Below are 17530 nucleotides of genomic sequence, written 5' to 3'. Positions count from 1 at the left end.
TTCAACAGATAAATAGAGACATGGAGATTCCAACCCTACCCGTGACAGACAAGCGGCTTCAGGCCATTGCAGAGAAAGTATACCAACATCAGAGAATCAGCGAAGCAGAAGCCCTGCTACTCTATGAAGAAGGCAGCCTGGCATTTACCGGTGCCCTGGCCAATTTTGTACGGGAAAGCAAACATGGCGACAGGACCTATTTCAACCGTAATTTTCATATTGAACCCACCAATGCCTGCATCTATTCCTGCCATTTCTGCAGCTATAGCCGCTTATACGCCCACCGGGAAGAAGCCTGGGAACTGAGCCTGGATCAGATGATGGATATGGTGCGGAAATACGATGGTCAACCGGTAACAGAAGTACATATTGTGGGTGGGGTACATCCGAAAATGAACCTGGAATTCTTCGCCGGTCTGCTGCGGCAGATCAAGGCCCACCGACCGGAATTGCATATTAAGGGCTTTACTGCAGTGGAGCTGGACTATATGTTCCGCAAAGCCAAAAAATCTTTCCGTGAAGGACTGCAATACCTGAAGGATGCGGGGCTGGAAAGCCTGCCTGGCGGGGGTGCGGAAATATTTGCACCTGAGATCCGCACCCAGATCTGTGCCGACAAAATTGATGGCGAGGGCTGGCTGAACATGCACCAGACCGCCCATGAGCTGGGCATGGCCACCAATGCGACCATGTTATTCGGCCATATCGAATCCTATGCGCATCGTATTGATCATATGCGCCGGCTCCGCGAACTCCAGGACCGTACCGGAGGCTTTAATACTTTTATCCCTTTGAAATTCCGCAATGGTGACAATGACATGAGCCATGTTCCTGAATCTTCCTTAATTGAGGATATGAAAGTCTATGCCATTGGCCGGATCTACCTGGACAATATTCCCCATCTGAAAGCCTATTGGCCGATGTTGGGCCGCCAAAATGCACAGTTATCCCTGTCATTTGGCGTTAATGACATTGACGGTACCATTGATGATACCACCAAGATCTATTCCATGGCAGGCGCTGAGGAACAGACACCTACGATGAGTACCGAAGACCTGGTCATCCTGATCCGCCAGGCCCGCAGAAGGCCGGTAGAAAGAGGCACGCTTTACAATGTTATCCGGGACTATGGCATGGCGGATAGCACCGAAGCCGCCCTGTTAAATTAGGCCGGTGCATTTTTGTCGATTCCGGGCATTTTTGTTATATTAGCTTGTCTAAATCAATGCTCATATGGGTAAGGTATCTGCGATTCTCAGCCGGAAGGGAAATAGCATCATTTCCATTGATGTCAATACAACGGTACTGGATGCACTTCAGTTGATGTCAGAGAACAATATCGGTTCACTGGTGGTGATGAATCAGGATAAATTTGCAGGTATTCTGACGGAAAGAGATTATTCCAGAAAAGTCATCCTGCAGGGCAAACATTCCGATCATACAACTGTGGGAGAAATCATGTCTGTCGATCTGCCCACCGTTTCGCCGGAAGATACCGTGGAAACCTGTATGCAGCATATGTCTAATAAGAATGTCCGCTACCTGCCCGTGTTTGAAGGTGACACACTCAAAGGAATCATTTCCATCAGCGATGTGGTGACCGAAACCATTCTGCAGCAGAAAGAAACCATCAGTCACCTGCAGAATTATATCCAGGGTTAGTCAACCGGTGCTGTACACCCTTTTTTTAAAGCCGCCATTTTCTCTTTTCTTAAAGCTCCGAAGCGCGCTCCCGTTTTTTATTGTGGCGTTTATTTGCACGCAGCTCGGACAAGGTGGAACCGGTATCGGCCGACCACCAGGGCAATTTGGAAGCGCCGATCCGCTGGGATCCGTAAATACCGGTATGTCCACTGAAATAATAGGCAGTAAAACAGGCCACGGCATAATAAATCAGGTGCTGACCACCGAAAAGTTCCACGCCCATCAGGGTGCAGGCCACCGGTGTATTGGTCGCACCGGCAAATACCGCAATAAAACCGAGTCCGGCCATCAGGTCAACGGGGGCCCCGGTCAATACCGCCAGGGTATTGCCCAAAGCCGCTCCCACGAAAAACAGCGGCGTCACTTCTCCACCTTTAAAACCGGTACCCAGGGTAATGGCGGTAAAAATCAGTTTCCAGAACCAGCTAAAGGGTTCGGCGCCCCCGGCCTGAAAACTACGCAGAATGGACACGGAACCGGAGTCCGGCTGGCTGACGCCGAGACTTAAGTAGTCCCGGGTGTCCAGTAACCAGCAAAGCAGAATGATCAGCAGCCCGCCGCATACCGGGATCATCCAGGACTTCGGTATCCAACGGTTGGCGTAAAATTTGACCGCATGGCAGGCTTCTGCAAAAAGAAAACCGGCAATACCAAATGCGGCTGCCGCCCCGATTACTTTGACCAGCAATCCAAGATCAAAATGCAGCCAGTTTCCGGACGGTTCCGTGAAATGAATCTGATACAGGGTATGCTGGGTGCCCCAGGCCATACAGACGAGATGCGCCAGCAAGCTGGCAATCAAACCGGGCAGGAGGGCATCATAGCGCATGCGCCCCAGGGTAACCACTTCCAGGGCAAAAAGCGCCCCGGTCACCGGCGTCCCGAATACGGCACCGAAGCCGGCCGCCACACCACAAATCAGCAGGATCCGCAGATCGGCCGGCGAAAGCCGGAACAGCCGGGCAAAATACTGGGCAATACTGCCGCCCATTTGAACCGCCGTTCCTTCCCTGCCGGCAGAACCTCCGAATAAATGGGTCAGTACCGTCGTCAGCAATACCAGCGGGGTCATCCTGAAAGGAACCCCACCACCGGGTTGATGTATTTCATCAATAATCAGGTTATTGCCCGCTTCTGCATTCCGGCCGGACCAGCGATAGAGCCAGTTAATGAAAAGTCCCGCCAGGGGCAGGAAATACAGTAACCAACGGTACTGATGCCCCAGGCCGATCACCGTTTCGAGCATCCATAAAAACAGGGCGACCAGTGAGCCTACAACCACTGCCACCGGCAGTACCAGCAGGGTCCATTTAATCAGATAACCAATAAGAGGGATATGAAAGCGGCCCGGGTTATTTTGTTGCATCCTACAAATATGTTTTTGAACTATTAAAAATAAGTTTCAATAATTTGTAGGCGCCATCAGCTTTTCAGGGCGGTTTATACAGGAAGACACCATTTCCTTTCCAATCTGGTGCGAAGATACGATTTTAGCTTAAGGGTTGATATTTCAGGCAGAAGGCAATTGCCGGAGCTGCTGATTGATCAGCGCGCTGATTTCTTCCGCCCGGTTAAAGACCATCATATGGGTCCCCCCCCGAATGGTATGGGTGGGCTTCATGTGTCGGATGGGCAGGATATGGTCGGCATCGCCATGAATATGTATCAGGCCGGAAGGATAGTCCTGATTCTGCCAGTTTAGAATCTGATGCATGCTCCATTTTACATAAGGCAATTCAGCATGACTGCGGTAATAGGCTGCGAAATATTTTTCTTCGGGACTGCGGGCACCCAGCCTCCAGTTGGCCAGGGCATATAGCAGTTTGCTGCGCTGCAGCCAGCCCACCGGCAATATCCGGTAGATTTTTGACCGGCCGGCCCAGCGGAAATACCAGGGCAGTTCTGACCGGGTTTTCGCCGACGAAATAATAATGACACGGCTTAGCTGCAGAAATTTACTGATTTCTATCGCCAGCATCCCTCCGAACGAAACACCGATCAATACAGCATCCGCTTCCTGAATGCTGGCAGCCATCCGAATGGCATATTCCCGTAAGGATTCCTGTTGCAGGGGCTGCAGCCAGTTGATGCATTGCAGACCCGCGTCTAAATTCAGGCGGGAAAACAATTGTTGATCCACCCCAAAACCCGGTATGGCATATACTTTTTTCACCGGCTTCAGCCCTCAGAGGGGTCCGGTTTAATTCAGTCCGAACATCCCCTTGTTCAGCTGTTGCAGCATCTGTACCTTATGTTCACTGGCTACCAACAGTGAGATATTATGGCGACTGCCTCCATAAGACACCATCCTTACAGGAACATTTCTGATCGATCCGAACAGCTTTTTTACAATGGATTCGGTTTCGGCAATATGATCACCTACAACTGAAATAATGACCTGGCCTTCATCGATTTCCACGGTACCCAGTGCTTCCAGTTCTTTCAGGATCTGCTTGAGGTGTTCGTCGTTATCGATGGTCAGTGATACGGCTACTTCCGAAGTCGTGATCATATCGATAGGCGTCTTGTACTTTTCGAAAACTTCAAATATTTTTCTCAGAAAACCGTAGGCCAGCAGCATTCGGCCGCTCTTGATATTGACCGCAATGATATTGTCTTTGGCAGCGACTGCTTTGACACCGGTTGAAGCGGCATCCTGGGTAATCAGGGTGCCCTTTGCTTCCGGTTGCATGGTATTCAGCAATCTGACCGGAATCCGGTATTGCTGTGCCGGCCATATGGAAGCGGGATGCAGAATCTTGGCACCAAAATAGGCCAGCTCCGCAGCTTCGTCAAAGCTCAGTTGTTCTACCGGCCGGGTTTTTTCCACCAGCCTTGGGTCGTTATTATGCATGCCGTCGATATCCGTCCAAATTTCACAGACAGAGGCATTAATAGCTGCTGCAATCAGGGAAGCGGTATAATCACTGCCCCCCCTTTTCAGGTTGTCCACCTCACCGCGGGCATTCCGACAGATATATCCCTGGGTTACCAGGATTTTCTTATCGGCATGTTGACTGAGCAATTGGGCCAGGCGGGTACGGATCCGGCCAATCTGAGGCTCTTCATTCTCATCAATGGTCATGAATTCCAGGGCCGGCAACAGCGCATAGGATGCCCCCTGCTCTTCCAGGTAACAGCAGAATATCTTGGTAGAAAGCAGTTCTCCCTGGGCCAGGATATCCTTGCTCAGGGCTTCGCTATAGGAAATCTTCAGAATAATGTTCAGGAAATCAAAATGCTCATTCACGATCTCCTGGGCCTTTTTATAGCTTGCTTCCGAACGAAGCAACGCCCGGATAAATTGCTGGTAATGCTCCTGCAGGGCATTGATCTGCTCCAGTGCCGTATGGCGGTCATTGGCGGCGATGCTATTGCTGATCGTTACCAGGGCATTGGTGGTACCCGAGAGGGCCGATAAAACCACCAGCGCCGGCTCAGTTTGCTTTTCCAGCAAACCGGCAATATGCTGCATACGTTCCGGTTTGCCAACACTGGTACCTCCAAACTTCATAATCTTCATCTGTATCTGATTTTAATTTTCTTACAAAACGGGTAATGGAATGGCAGTTTCTTTTTCTCCCGGCTGTGATGAACGCATCCCGGAGTTTCAGGCTTCCAAAATCGGGTGCAAATATACAACAGCCGGGCGTCCTTTGCCCGCTAATTGTTAAATTCGCGGATTGTCCGCAGCCCTACTGCTCAGGAAGCGGAAAGTTCAGGTCCAGGGTAGCTGCCAGCTGCCGGAGATCTTCCACCACCGGTTCCAGAAGCGGAATACCCGCCGTACTTCGAACCGCCTGTATTTCCCTTTCCGGATCGCCGGGTACCAGCACCCGGTCGTGGCCGGGTAAAGTGGCAGCACTGCGGAAGCCCCCGATCCAGTCGTCCATATCTCTTTTATAGGCTTCCACCGATCGAAACGCATCCACCCGCATCGCGCCGAAAAAATGACCGATACCCTTGCCAGGCTGGCGGGCCGGCATCGGCACATAGGCCGGAAACGGCGGTACCCAGGGTGCAAAATTGGCGCCACTCAGCAGGGCAGAAAACAGGTCGACCATGGCGCCCAGCGCATAGCCCTTGTGACTGCCGTGTTCCGGATCACCACCCAGGGGCAGCAGTGCGCCGCCTTTTTTGAGAATGGCGGCATCATCGGTACTGCGGCCTTCCGCATCCTGTACCCAGCCCTGGGGGGCGGCCTGCTGTTTCCGCTGCAATATTTCCAGTTTACCATTTGCAGCGGTAGTGGTGGCCAGATCCATCACAAAGGGCGGTTCTTTTCCCGCAGGTGCGGCCACACAGATCGGGTTGGTTCCCAGCATTTTTGCGGTGGAAAAAGTCGGCGCCACCAGCGGACTGGCATTCGTCATCGAAATGCCGATCATATCTCTGTCCAGCGCCTGCATGGCATGCGCCGCAGCGATACCATAATGGTTGCTATTTTGTACACTCACCCATCCGGTACCCGCCTGCGCCGCTTTTTCGATTGCCACCTGCATTGCGAAAGGCGCCACGACCAGGCCCAGCCCGCTGTCACCATCCACCACAGCGGTGGAAGGGGTTTCATGAATGATTTTTATATCGGGCTGCACATTGACACGCCCGGCATCGCGCAGTCGCACATAACCGTTCAGTCGGGCAACGCCATGGGAATCTACCCCCCTTACATCCGCCAGTAATAAGACTGCCGCTGCCGTAGCGGCCTGGTCGTCCGGAACACCGATTTTACGGAACACTTCCACGGTAAAGTCCCGAAGCGCGGCCACTGAAAAATTCTGTATTTTCATAATAGTAATGCAAAGAAAAGATAAAGCCGGCGCTATCTGAAAAATTAATGGCAGGATGGAAATATCCAGGCAATGGCATTTCACGGATATCGGCGGAAGAAATCTGCCCTGCAGGGGTGTCGCAGCAACCGACGCATTATTGAAACCTGTCAAATGAATATATGGATCTGAAATCCAATGAACCTTTCTGGCTGATCAAAAACGGCTTGATCCGCAGCTATGACGGCTTGCGGACCGATAGTCGCTGCGATGTCCTGGTCGTAGGCGGCGGCATCACAGGCGCTTTGATTGCCCACCAATCTGTCGCCGACGGGTACCGGACCCTGCTCATCGACAAAAGAGAAATCGCCAACGGCAGTACTTCGGCTACGACTTCCATGCTGCAATACGAGATTGATCAGCCCCTTATCCGGCTCACTGAAAAAATTGGCATCAATGGCGCCCTGAAAAGTTATCAGGCCTGTTATGCAGCCATCGACCAGCTGGGAGCGCTTTGCCGGCAAATCGGGTCCCAGGCGGGTTTTCGTAAAAAAGACTCCCTTTATTTTGCGGCCCGTAAAAAAGACGCGAACTGGCTCCAACAGGAATTTGAAGCCCGCCAGGCGGCTGGTTTTCCGGTTCATTGGCTGGAGGCTGCCGCCGTCCGGTCCCGTTACAATATACAGGGCAGTTATGGCGGTATTCTGTCCACACAGGGCGCCAGCGTGGATGCTTTCCGGCTGGTCCATGAACTCCTGGGCTATAATATCAGGAAGGGCCTGCAGGTATATGATAAGACCGAACTCCTGGAAGTAAAATCCCGACATGGCTTTGAGGAAGTGCATCTGGGAACCGGTGCGGTCATCCAGGCGAAAAAGATCGTTTATTGTGTGGGCTATGAATCCCGGCTCATGATCGAAGAACCTTTTGTGGACCTGATCAGCACTTATGCGATGGTATCGGAAATAGCGCCACAACTCTGTCGTCCATTTGAAAAACTGCTGGTTTGGAATACTAGAAACCCCTATCTCTATATGCGCAGTACCGATGACCACCGGATGCTGATAGGCGGTCGTGACCTGCCATTCCGGGACCCCGTCCGCAGGGACCGGCTGATTGCCCGGAAATCCCGACAGTTACTAAAAGATTTTCAACAGCTGCAACCCGAGGCTGCCTTCTATCCCGATTTTACCTGGGCCGGCACTTTCGGTCAGACCAGGGATGGCCTACCCTATATCGGCACCCATCCGCGGTTTCGGAATGCTTATTTTGTCCTGGGATTCGGCGGCAACGGTATTACTTTTTCTGTGACGGGTATGGAAATGGTGGCTTCCTGGCTGAAAGGCAAAAGACATCCCCTTTCCTACTGGTTCCGCTTTGGCAGGTGAGAAAAGTATACAGCCCGGCAGTGCCGGGCTGTAATAAACTGGTTATCATTAGTATACCTTAGAAGGGCAGGTCATCCGATGCATCCGCATTCTGGGCACCGCTGTCACCCGGGGCAGTCGCCGGCGTGGCCGGTGTTGCGGCGGGTGTGGCGCTGTTATAGGTATTCCCGTAAGCAGCACCACCGCCCTGGGGAGCCCCTTCCGAACGACCGCCCAGCAATTGTACTTCCCGGACCCGCAGGGACAGGGATGCTCCGGAACTACCGTCATTGCGGGTAAAACTCCGGACTTCAGGCTGTCCCTCGACAAAAACCTGTTTGCCCTTGGTCAGGTACTGCGCTACGGCAGTTCTGTCGGTCCACCAGGCACATTCGACCCAGGTGGTTTTTTCCTGGCTAACGCCTTGACTATCTTTGTATTTTTCGGTATGGGCTACCGTAAAATTGATCACATTTCTGCCGTTTACATTGTTCACCAGGCAATCTTTTCCCAGATTGCCAATTACCTGCATTTTAATCATAGTACTCGTTTTAAAAAATTAAATTAGGAAAGGCAATTTAGGCAAATCAATTGAGACTTTTGCCATAAAAACCTCAGGTTTTCCGGGACCGCCTCCCTTCCCCGGCGCCCCCTGATCCTTGATTAATCTCCTTGAAATCACAGAAAGAACGCTCCATCCGCAACTTTTCGAAAATTCACTTGTTAAACACAATCAGTATCTTTGCCTATTAATTTTTTTAAGACAAATGAGCAAAAAAGGGAAAGTTTTAGTGGCTATGAGTGGCGGTATCGACAGTACCGTTGTGGCCCTTATGCTGCATCATGAAGGCTATGAAGTAGTGGGCATCACCATGAAAACCTGGGATTATACCCAAAGCGGCGGCAGCAAGAAGGAAACCGGCTGCTGCAATGTGGACAGCTTCAATGATGCCCGTATGGCAGCAGTCCAGCATGGTTTCCCACATTTTATACTGGACATTCGCGAAGAATTCGGGGATTTTGTAGTCAATGATTTTGTGGAGGAATACCTGGCCGGGCGCACACCCAATCCCTGTGTCCTTTGCAATACCCATATTAAATGGCGGGCCCTGCTCAAAAGGGCAGATGCCCTGGATTGCGATTTTATTGCCACCGGGCATTATGCAAAAATCCGGCGGCAGGACAATGACCGCTATGTGATCAGTAAGGCGGTGGACCCTACCAAGGACCAGAGCTATGTACTCTGGGGACTGCAACAGGACCTGCTGCGCCGTACCCTGCTGCCGCTGGGCGGCTACCATAAATCCGAAATCCGCCAGATGGCGGTCGACCTGGGTTATCCGGAACTGGCTAAAAAAAGTGAGAGTTACGAAATCTGCTTTGTGCCTGATAACGATTACCGCGGATTTTTGAAGCGCCGGGTGGACGGCCTGGAAGAAAGAGTCGCCGGCGGTGATTTTATCGATAAACAGGGCCGCATCCTGGGGAAACATAAGGGCTATCCTTTTTATACCATCGGGCAGCGCAAAGGCCTGGATATCGCATTGGGCAAACCCGCTTACGTTACTGAAATTGACCCGGTACACAATACCGTGACCCTGGGTGATGAGGCCGACCTGGACAAAAACGAAATGCAGGTGGGCAAAATCAACCTGATTAAATACGATGCCATCACACCCGGCATGGAAGCGGTGACCAAGATCCGCTATAAAGATGCCGGTACCCTGACCCAGCTCTTTCCCGAAGCACCGCACATGAAAGTGCGTTTCTTCCAGGACGCCAAAGGCATTGCCCCCGGCCAAAGCGCCGTTTTCTATGAAGGAGACGATGTGCTGGGCGGCGGCATTATACAATCCGGTAGTCGTTTCTGAGCGGAAGGGCGGCAATCCTGTTTACATAAACTGATAATACAGTATCTTTCCTGCATGGCATTGCCGTTGGATTACCATACAAGTCTGTTGAAAAAACTGCATAAGGCTATAGCGGTGCCGCTGTTCTGCGGACTGCTGGCAGCCTGTTCCAACCGAACGGAAAAATTTGAATCAGCCGCTTTGACTGACTACCTGCCTTTGTCCGTCGGCCGGTCCTATACCTACCGGCTGGACTCCCTGGTTTTTACAAGGAGTGGCACTGTTCCCGAACTGCATCGCTACCAGTTGCGGCACCGGATCAGTGGTCAGGCTATCGATAATCTGGGGCGCCATACTTTTATTATTCAAAGGTTGATCAATAACGAAAACGGCAGTGGTGACTGGCAGGCCCGGGGCAGTTTTTATATTACCCCACAGGAGCAGCAGATGGAAGTTATTACCGATAATATGCGGGTGATCGCCCTGACATTGCCTTTCCGGCAGGGATTTACCTGGAAGGGTAACAGCTACCTGATCCGACCGGGCGAGAACAGCAATAGTTCACCTTATAGCGATATTTATGATATGTTTGTCGATGACGAAATGTATGCCTGGGATTTCAGTTACAGTGGTTTCGGTTCGGAAACAATCGAAGGACAGCAGTACGATGATGTCTGGACCATACAGCAAAGTAATGACAGCCTGAATATCCCGCCCACCCCGGAAACTGCCATTGGGTACAAGGCCGTCTCCACAGAAAAATACGCCCGCGGTATCGGACTGGTCTATAAGGACCTGCAGTTATATGATTATCAGGGACCCGGATCCGTAGACAACCCTTCGGCCCACTATACCGGATTCGGGATTCGGATGTGGCTGATCGCCCGTGACTGACAAGACTTAATCAGGGAAACAAGTAGCTGACGCCTTCCAGTGCGAGATCGGTATCGGGAAAGACTTCCCGGGTCTCAGTTTCGAATTCTTCAAGTGTATCATAACGGCTGCTGAAATGTCCGATCAGTAATTTTTTTACACCGGCCAGTTGCGCAATTCGTCCGGCCTGCCGGGTGGTAGAATGAAAACGCTGATGGGCCATTTCAGAAAAATTATCGTGATAGGTTGTTTCATGATAGATCATATCTGCGCCTGCAATACTGTCCAGGAAGCCTTCGTTGTATCGGGTATCTGCACAATAAGCATAGACCTTGCCCTGCCGGGCGGCTGTCGTCAACAGGTTGTTTTTTATAACGGAACCGTCTTCATCCACATAGTCGCGGCCGAGCTGGAGTGAATAGAAAGACGTCGGCGGAATCTGGTGGACTTTCACGGCTTCAGGGTCGATCCTGCGTGGATTGCGGATCTCCCGGAATACAAAACCAAAACATTCGATGCGATGATCGGTTTTAAAACAGCGCACTTCAATATTGCCTATTTGTACCAGGGGACCGCTCCCGTTGATGGCGATAAAATGCAGGGGAAAACAGATCCTGCTATCTGCTACCTTTAATTGCAGATCCAGAATTTCCTTCAGGGGGCCGGGAGCGACAATGGTCAGTTCCTGCTGGCGACCCAGCAGGGCAAAAGAATTGATCAGGCCGATCAGACCGAAATAATGATCACCGTGTAAATGGGAAATAAAAATATGGGAAATCCGCTGCCGCCTTATTTTATATTTGATCAATTGTATCTGGGTTCCTTCCCCACAATCAATCAGAAAATTATGCGCCCCCATGGTAAGTACCTGGCTGGTCGGATGTCTGTCAAATGCGGGTACAGCTGAATTATTACCAAGTATCGTTACGCCGTACATCCCTACAAATTTAACTTAAAATTGCTGCTGAGGCTCAGGTCTCCAGCCAATCCTCATTGTCCAGTAATTCTCTTTCGATCACTTCCATCTGAACAATATCGCCGGCTTCGCTCTGGGTAGGTGTAACATTTAAAAGCTCTAAAAGTTCATTTTCTGCCAAAAAGACTTCCACGGCTTCCTGCAGATTACAACTCACAAATGAAGCATTCTGCTCATAAAATTCCTGCTGAATATGCAGTAACAGTTCGGCAGCAGGCCGGTCCAACCGCTCAACACGCTCCAGGTTAAATACCAGATTTTTCACATCATTTTTTAAAAAAGGGAGCAACGCCACCCGAATGCCGTCTGTCATACTAGCAGAAAGAACTGATTCGATTGGCGTGATGACGTGAAATTGTTCTTTGGTATCTATTTTGACCTGCATATATAGAAATAGTTTGACACTGGTGTTCACAAATTACGCAAACCAGTACCAAATATATTTGTTAATATTGTAACTAAACATTTTATCTGAAAAATATGGATAATAATTTTTCAACTCAGGTGAAAGAAATCATCTCATTCAGCCGGGAAGAAGCGCTGCGGCTGGGGAATGATTTTATTGGCACGGAACATTTATTGCTGGGATTGATTCGGGAAGGAGATAATACGGCTATTCGCATCCTGAAGGGCTTTAATATTGATATTGCAGAACTCCGCAAGGAAATCGAACTGGCCATAAAAGATAAAACCGGAAAGAATATCGCCAACATCAACAGCCTGCCGCTAACCAAGCAGGCCGAAAAAGTAATTCGGGTAACCGTGCTGGAAGCCAAGGCGCTGAAAAGCAGCCAGGTGGAAACCGAACACCTTATGTTATCGATTTTAAAAAACAAGGAGAATATCGCCACGCAGATTCTGAACCAGTATGATCTGGATTATGACATGTTCCGTCAGGAATTGGGTATCGTAAAATCCAATGAACCGCATGCTGAATTCGGCGAAGAGGGTGATGAAGATTTTGAGGAAGAAAAAAAATATTCCCAACCTTCCAAAGGCAGCGGTTCCAAATCCAATACCAAAAGCAAGACACCGGTACTGGACAATTTCGGCCGGGATGTGACCAAGCTTGCTGAAAGTGGTAACCTGGATCCTATCGTAGGCCGGGAAAAGGAAATTGAACGGGTCTCACAAATCCTGAGCCGGCGCAAAAAAAACAATCCCATCCTGATCGGCGAACCCGGTGTGGGTAAGACGGCCATCGTGGAAGGGCTTGCACTGCGCATTGTACAGCGCAAGGTCAGCCGGGTATTGTTTGATAAAAGGGTCATCTCACTGGATCTGGCTTCTCTGGTCGCCGGCACCAAATACCGGGGTCAGTTTGAAGAACGTATGAAAGCCATCATGAACGAACTGGAAAAAAATCGTGACGTCATCCTGTTCATTGATGAAATGCATACCATTGTCGGTGCCGGTGGTGCCAGCGGCTCGCTGGATGCCAGCAATATATTTAAGCCCGCACTGGCGCGGGGTGACCTGCAATGCATCGGTGCCTCCACATTGGATGAGTACCGGATGTATATCGAAAAAGATGGCGCCCTGGATCGTCGTTTTCAGAAAGTGATGGTAGATCCGCCAACGGTGGAAGAAACCATTCAGATCCTGAATAATATCAAATCGAAATATGAAGACTTTCATAGTGTTACTTATAGCGATGACGCCATTGATGCCTGTGTGAAACTCTCTGATCGTTATGTAACCGACCGGCTTTTGCCCGATAAGGCCATTGACGTAATGGATGAAGTCGGCGCCCGGGTGCACCTGAAAAACATCAATGTTCCGGATAATATTGTGGAGCTGGAAAAAAAGATTGAAGACGTCAAGGAAGAAAAAAACCGCGTCGTTAAAAGTCAGAAATTTGAAGAGGCTGCTTCTTTACGGGACACCGAGAAAAAACTGGCCGAGGAGCTGGAAAGAGCCAAAGCACAGTGGGAAGAAGAAAGCAAGCACAAGCGCTATCCCATTAACGATGAGGATATTGCAGAAGTCATCAATATCATGACCGGCATACCGGTGAAGAAAATGGTAGAGGCGGAGACCGAGAAACTGCGTAAGATGACCGATGATATGAAAAATATGGTCATTGGTCAGGATGAAGCAATTCTGAAAGTGGTTAAAGCCATCCAGAGAAACCGGGTAGGACTGAAAGATCCGAAAAAGCCCATCGGTAGTTTTATTTTCCTGGGACCCACCGGTGTGGGTAAAACAGAACTCGCGCGTTCCCTGGCCCGCTATCTTTTTGATGCGGAAGATGCACTGATCCGTATTGACATGAGTGAATACATGGAGAAGTTTACGGTGAGCCGGCTGATTGGAGCGCCTCCCGGATATGTGGGATATGAAGAAGGCGGTCAGCTGACTGAAAAAGTACGCCGCAAACCCTATAGTGTGATCCTGCTGGATGAAATCGAAAAGGCGCATCCGGATATTTACAACATCCTCTTACAGGTGCTTGATGACGGACAACTTACCGATGGTCTGGGCCGTAAAGTCAACTTTAAGAATACCATCATCATCATGACATCAAATATCGGTGTACGTCAACTTAAGGATTTTGGTGCCGGTGTAGGATTTGCCACCCAGTCCAGGGTCGCCAACGAAGATGAAGAGAATAAAGCGGTAATCGAGAAGGCATTGAAACGTACTTTTTCACCTGAATTCCTGAACCGTATTGACGATGTGGTCATCTTTAACAACCTGACCAAGGAACACATTTTCAGCATCATCGATATTTCCATGAAGAGCGTACTGAAAAGAGTAGAGACCCTTGGCTATCAGCTGGAACTGGCTGAAGATGCCAAGACCTTCCTGGCAGACAAAGGTTATGACCAGCAGTTCGGCGCCCGGCCGCTGCATCGCGCGATTCAGAAATACCTGGAAGATCCGCTGGCAGAAGAAATTCTGAACATGAATGTGAAGCCCGGTGATGTTTTAGTGGTTAACCTGGATAAGGAAGCCGATAAACTGGTATTCACCGTCAAGGAAAAAGCCGACGCTCAGGAGGCCTGATAAATAAAAAACTTTCTTACAGCTGCGTAGTCATCACTGCGCAGCTTTTTTATGGCTGTGAACCAGCTCATGCCAGGCTTGAACGAAAAGCCCGGAACCCTGCCTAAATCGATTGCGTACGATTTTTGTAAGCAACACCAGGAGCCTTCAATCACCCTCCTCCTGCGACTTCCGGGACGGCATTCATTTGCTTATATGGCTGAAAATCGGTATATTCCGAAGGTTACAGGTACCTTAAAGCATAGGTTCGAATCCGCTACCCTATCTAAAAATAGTTTCCTTTAGAATCTACTATTGAATAGGCTGTTCTCCGGAAGAGTACCTGGCGGTGATATGGCATTCTACGAAGGTTTTAAAAAAGATGAATATGTTGAAAATCAAAGGTGCAGGCAAGGATATTATAATGACCAATATCCGTTTTACAGGAAATGCCATTGCTTTAATAAATGAATACGTCCGTACAGATAATACCATTCATCTGGAAGATTGGCAATGGCATGAAGAATTAAGAAGCGGCACGGTCTGCTGTATTATTACGGATCTTAAAAAATCAGGCAGCCCCACCCATAGTTGAATAGTTTCAGAACCAAACAGCTATACCACCCGCTTAACTGTCCAGGATCGGTTTCATCCGGCGCCCCAATAGGGTCCACCGCACAAGATTTCCCCGATAAACAGTAGTTTTGTATTTGAACAATCAGGCACCCTGCATCTCAGACGGGTAAAGCCGTTTATGGTGTCGGATAGAAAGCCGCAATTCTGCTACCACTTCAAAAAAAGATACTATGGATGATTATCAATTGCCTCCTCAGACCAGAATCGGTCATGTACATTTGAAGGTGGCCAGCCTCAAGCGGGCCCTGGATTTTTATGAAGGATTACTGGGATTTGAACGGACCGTAACGTATGGTGATCAGGCCGTATTTCTTTCAGCCGGAGGCTACCATCATCATATCGGATTGAATACCTGGCAGAGTCGGGACGCACCACCTGCTCCGAAATTTGGCGTGGGCCTCTACCATACGGCTATCCTCTATCCAACGCGAAAGGATCTGGCCCGAATTTATCAGCGGATCCGGGATGCCTATTACCCGCTGACGGGGGCCAGTGATCACGGGGTATCTGAAGCCCTGTACCTCGACGATCCTGATGGGAATGGCGTCGAACTTTATTGGGACCGGCCCCGGGAAAGCTGGCCGCATCAGGCCGATGGCAGCCTGGACATGTATACCCACCGGCTGGATCTGGAAGATCTCCTGAGCGAACTGGACCCTGGGGCATAAAAAAAGTTTGCCAGACCTGTCGTTGTCAAGGAATCGATTTTCATCCCTTAAAAACCACTGTCTGGCAAACCCTGGCACTTGCGCCCCGGAGGGGCATGCAGTGCTTAAAATTTATAACCTACCGAAACGCCGAAGTTGACATTTCTGAGACTGCCGTCTTGTTTATTGCCATCATTATCCGGCTGAATATCTGCCAGACCTAACTGGGCATTCAACTGCACGGAAAACTTATTGGCGAATTCGTAACCCGCGAGCAGGTTGGCACCATAGTCAAAAGGTTTGGCATAAGGTACTTTGTCATCATCGCCTGAAAAATCATTATTATCATTAAGGAATTCCAGTTTGGCATGATCACTACTGTTCGCTTCGCCATTACCCCAGTCTATATTATTGTCAGAACTTACTTTACCACCCAGACCATAACCGACATAGGGACCTGCACCCAGCAATAAATGTCCCATACCCAGTGCGGGTTTATACAGGAAATTTACGGGTACCTCGATATAAGAGGCATTCCAGCGAACTTCGCCGTCATAATTAAAACCTCCAATGCTGGCATCTGAAGTTGTTTTAAACCCTTTCATGCTGTACAGGGCAGCCGGCTGAATATAGAATTCATCGGCAATGGGAATATCGAAAGTCAGACCTGCATGAAAGCCGGGATTGATTTTCGTATCGGCTCTGTCTCCGTCACCATCTTTACTGGAAACATTGTTCAGATTTAAACCTGCGCGGATACCTACGTCCACCTGCGCCTGCGCCTGGATACCGGCTGCGGTAAAGACCAACGCCAATGCAGCTACCGGCAAAATTTTTCTAATTTTCATAATAATGTTGTTTAAATAATTTTAGTAATTGATTGTTTAAAACGTTGCATAGAGAACGAGATTGATGAGCTCCTCCATTAAAACTTATAGCCTAATGAAAGACCAAAGCCCACGTTTTTAATCTTATCATTATCTACGATTTCACCGCCGAGTTCAGGAGCAATATTCGCCAGACCCAGCTGTGCATTCAGTTGAACGGAAAGCCGGTTTGCGAATTCATAACCAGCCAGTAGGTTGGCGCCGAAATCAAAGGGCTTTCCATATGCGTAGGTGTCTTCATCATCAGACTGATCATCCCAGTCTTTAATAAATTCCAGCGAGCCTTTGTCATCATAATTATCCGATTCGCCATCGGTCTGCTTCTCTCTCCAACGACCACCCAATCCGTAAGCGGCATAAGGTCCGGCTCCCAGCAACAACCGGCCGGTCCCCAGCGCAGGCGCATACAGGAAATTTACCGGCACTTCCAGATAAAAGGGCGTTGCCGTAAAACTAAACTTTCCGAAATCACTCTCATCTTTAATTTTATATCCCTTGGTGCTGAATAACGCACCGGGTTGCACATAAAACTCGTCTGCTACCGGGATATCGAAAGTGACGCCTACATGAAAGCCGGGATTGAGGGTTTTACCGTCATAATCGTCTTCGAAATCCGGATCATCACTGGACATGGTAACATTGGACAGATTAAATCCCGCGCGGACGCCTACATCGACCTGCGCATTTGCCTGTTGACTCAGCACCGTAAGCCCGGAAAGCAATACCGCGCCAATCATCATTTTTTTGAATTTCATAAAAAAGGTTTAATGGTTAATGAATTTTCCTAAAAGCAAAAGATTTGCTGTTTAAAGGGATAACGATTGAATTTTCAA

The 17530-nt window shown here is 49.5% G+C and carries 17 protein-coding genes and 1 riboswitch; of the genes, 8 read left to right on the top strand and 9 right to left on the bottom strand.

From position 1 onward, the window contains the following. Positions 1 to 20 precede the first annotated feature (20 nt). Both mqnE and ACYVI9_RS03745 read left to right on the top strand, forming a co-directional pair. Complete coding sequence (gene mqnE, locus ACYVI9_RS03750) at positions 21 to 1169, top strand: aminofutalosine synthase MqnE (protein WP_460760876.1); 1149 nt, start codon at positions 21 to 23, stop codon at positions 1167 to 1169. A 64-nt stretch (positions 1170 to 1233) separates the two neighbouring features. Further along, positions 1234 to 1662, top strand: coding sequence for a CBS domain-containing protein (locus ACYVI9_RS03745; RefSeq protein ID WP_460760874.1), 429 nt, complete (start codon positions 1234 to 1236; stop codon positions 1660 to 1662). A gap of 49 nt (positions 1663 to 1711) precedes the next feature. Here ACYVI9_RS03745 and ACYVI9_RS03740 read toward each other — a convergent pair whose 3' ends face one another. The 4 genes from ACYVI9_RS03740 to ACYVI9_RS03725 form a co-directional block, all read right to left on the bottom strand. Further along, positions 1712 to 3070 (bottom strand): voltage-gated chloride channel family protein, encoded by a 1359-nt coding sequence (locus ACYVI9_RS03740; RefSeq protein ID WP_460760870.1) that lies wholly within the window; start codon positions 3068 to 3070, stop codon positions 1712 to 1714. Between the two features lie 40 nt (positions 3071 to 3110). Further along, positions 3111 to 3176, bottom strand: a riboswitch (Fluoride riboswitch). A 38-nt stretch (positions 3177 to 3214) separates the two neighbouring features. Next, on the bottom strand, positions 3215 to 3877 hold the full coding sequence (locus ACYVI9_RS03735; RefSeq protein ID WP_460760866.1) for an alpha/beta hydrolase: 663 nt from the start codon (positions 3875 to 3877) through the stop codon (positions 3215 to 3217). 27 nt (positions 3878 to 3904) lie between these two features. Then, the gene (locus ACYVI9_RS03730; protein ID WP_460760863.1) at positions 3905 to 5227 is read right to left on the bottom strand and encodes an aspartate kinase; all 1323 of its coding nucleotides are present in this window, start codon (positions 5225 to 5227) and stop codon (positions 3905 to 3907) included. Between the two features lie 172 nt (positions 5228 to 5399). Continuing rightward, on the bottom strand, positions 5400 to 6494 hold the full coding sequence (locus tag ACYVI9_RS03725; RefSeq protein ID WP_460760860.1) for an Ldh family oxidoreductase: 1095 nt from the start codon (positions 6492 to 6494) through the stop codon (positions 5400 to 5402). Between the two features lie 161 nt (positions 6495 to 6655). On the opposite strand from ACYVI9_RS03725, the gene ACYVI9_RS03720 reads away from it, so the two are divergent. Further along, positions 6656 to 7861 carry an NAD(P)/FAD-dependent oxidoreductase gene (locus ACYVI9_RS03720; RefSeq protein WP_460760857.1) on the top strand — a complete coding sequence of 402 codons (1206 nt, stop codon included), beginning with the start codon at positions 6656 to 6658 and terminating at the stop codon, positions 7859 to 7861. Between the two features lie 58 nt (positions 7862 to 7919). On the opposite strand, the gene ACYVI9_RS03715 is transcribed toward ACYVI9_RS03720, so the two are convergent. Then, positions 7920 to 8381, bottom strand: a complete 462-nt coding sequence (locus ACYVI9_RS03715; RefSeq protein ID WP_460760854.1) for a single-stranded DNA-binding protein — start codon at positions 8379 to 8381, stop codon at positions 7920 to 7922. 226 nt (positions 8382 to 8607) lie between these two features. Between ACYVI9_RS03715 and mnmA the strand changes: the two genes are divergently transcribed. Both mnmA and ACYVI9_RS03705 read left to right on the top strand, forming a co-directional pair. After that, the gene (gene mnmA / locus ACYVI9_RS03710; RefSeq protein ID WP_460760851.1) at positions 8608 to 9711 is read left to right on the top strand and encodes a tRNA 2-thiouridine(34) synthase MnmA; all 1104 of its coding nucleotides are present in this window, start codon (positions 8608 to 8610) and stop codon (positions 9709 to 9711) included. A 54-nt stretch (positions 9712 to 9765) separates the two neighbouring features. Next, on the top strand, positions 9766 to 10584 hold the full coding sequence (locus tag ACYVI9_RS03705; protein WP_460760848.1) for a hypothetical protein: 819 nt from the start codon (positions 9766 to 9768) through the stop codon (positions 10582 to 10584). Between the two features lie 10 nt (positions 10585 to 10594). On the opposite strand, the gene ACYVI9_RS03700 is transcribed toward ACYVI9_RS03705, so the two are convergent. Continuing rightward, positions 10595 to 11500 carry a ribonuclease Z gene (locus ACYVI9_RS03700; RefSeq protein WP_460760845.1) on the bottom strand — a complete coding sequence of 302 codons (906 nt, stop codon included), beginning with the start codon at positions 11498 to 11500 and terminating at the stop codon, positions 10595 to 10597. 34 nt (positions 11501 to 11534) lie between these two features. After that, positions 11535 to 11924, bottom strand: coding sequence for an STAS domain-containing protein (locus tag ACYVI9_RS03695; protein ID WP_460760842.1), 390 nt, complete (start codon positions 11922 to 11924; stop codon positions 11535 to 11537). A gap of 95 nt (positions 11925 to 12019) precedes the next feature. On the opposite strand from ACYVI9_RS03695, the gene ACYVI9_RS03690 reads away from it, so the two are divergent. The 3 genes from ACYVI9_RS03690 (at position 12020) to ACYVI9_RS03680 (ending at position 15831) form a co-directional block, all read left to right on the top strand. After that, a complete protein-coding gene (locus ACYVI9_RS03690) occupies positions 12020 to 14548 on the top strand; it encodes an ATP-dependent Clp protease ATP-binding subunit (RefSeq protein WP_460760840.1) in 2529 nt (842 codons plus the stop codon). 367 nt (positions 14549 to 14915) lie between these two features. Next, positions 14916 to 15122, top strand: a complete 207-nt coding sequence (locus tag ACYVI9_RS03685) for a hypothetical protein (protein ID WP_460760837.1) — start codon at positions 14916 to 14918, stop codon at positions 15120 to 15122. Positions 15123 to 15333: 211 nt separating this feature from the next. Next, positions 15334 to 15831, top strand: a complete 498-nt coding sequence (locus tag ACYVI9_RS03680; protein WP_460760835.1) for a VOC family protein — start codon at positions 15334 to 15336, stop codon at positions 15829 to 15831. Between the two features lie 104 nt (positions 15832 to 15935). Here the strand turns inward: ACYVI9_RS03680 and ACYVI9_RS03675 are convergent, their stop codons facing one another. Together ACYVI9_RS03675 and ACYVI9_RS03670 are read right to left on the bottom strand one after the other, a co-directional pair. Further along, a complete protein-coding gene (locus ACYVI9_RS03675; protein WP_460760832.1) occupies positions 15936 to 16658 on the bottom strand; it encodes a porin family protein in 723 nt (240 codons plus the stop codon). A 77-nt stretch (positions 16659 to 16735) separates the two neighbouring features. After that, positions 16736 to 17452 carry a porin family protein gene (locus tag ACYVI9_RS03670; protein WP_460760829.1) on the bottom strand — a complete coding sequence of 239 codons (717 nt, stop codon included), beginning with the start codon at positions 17450 to 17452 and terminating at the stop codon, positions 16736 to 16738. Between the last annotated feature and the right edge of the window lie 78 nt (positions 17453 to 17530).

The sequence above is a fragment of the Niabella terrae genome (genome assembly GCF_054783135.1).
Note: the sequence above shows the minus strand (reverse complement) of the source record. Positions and strands in the feature narration are given on the sequence as shown.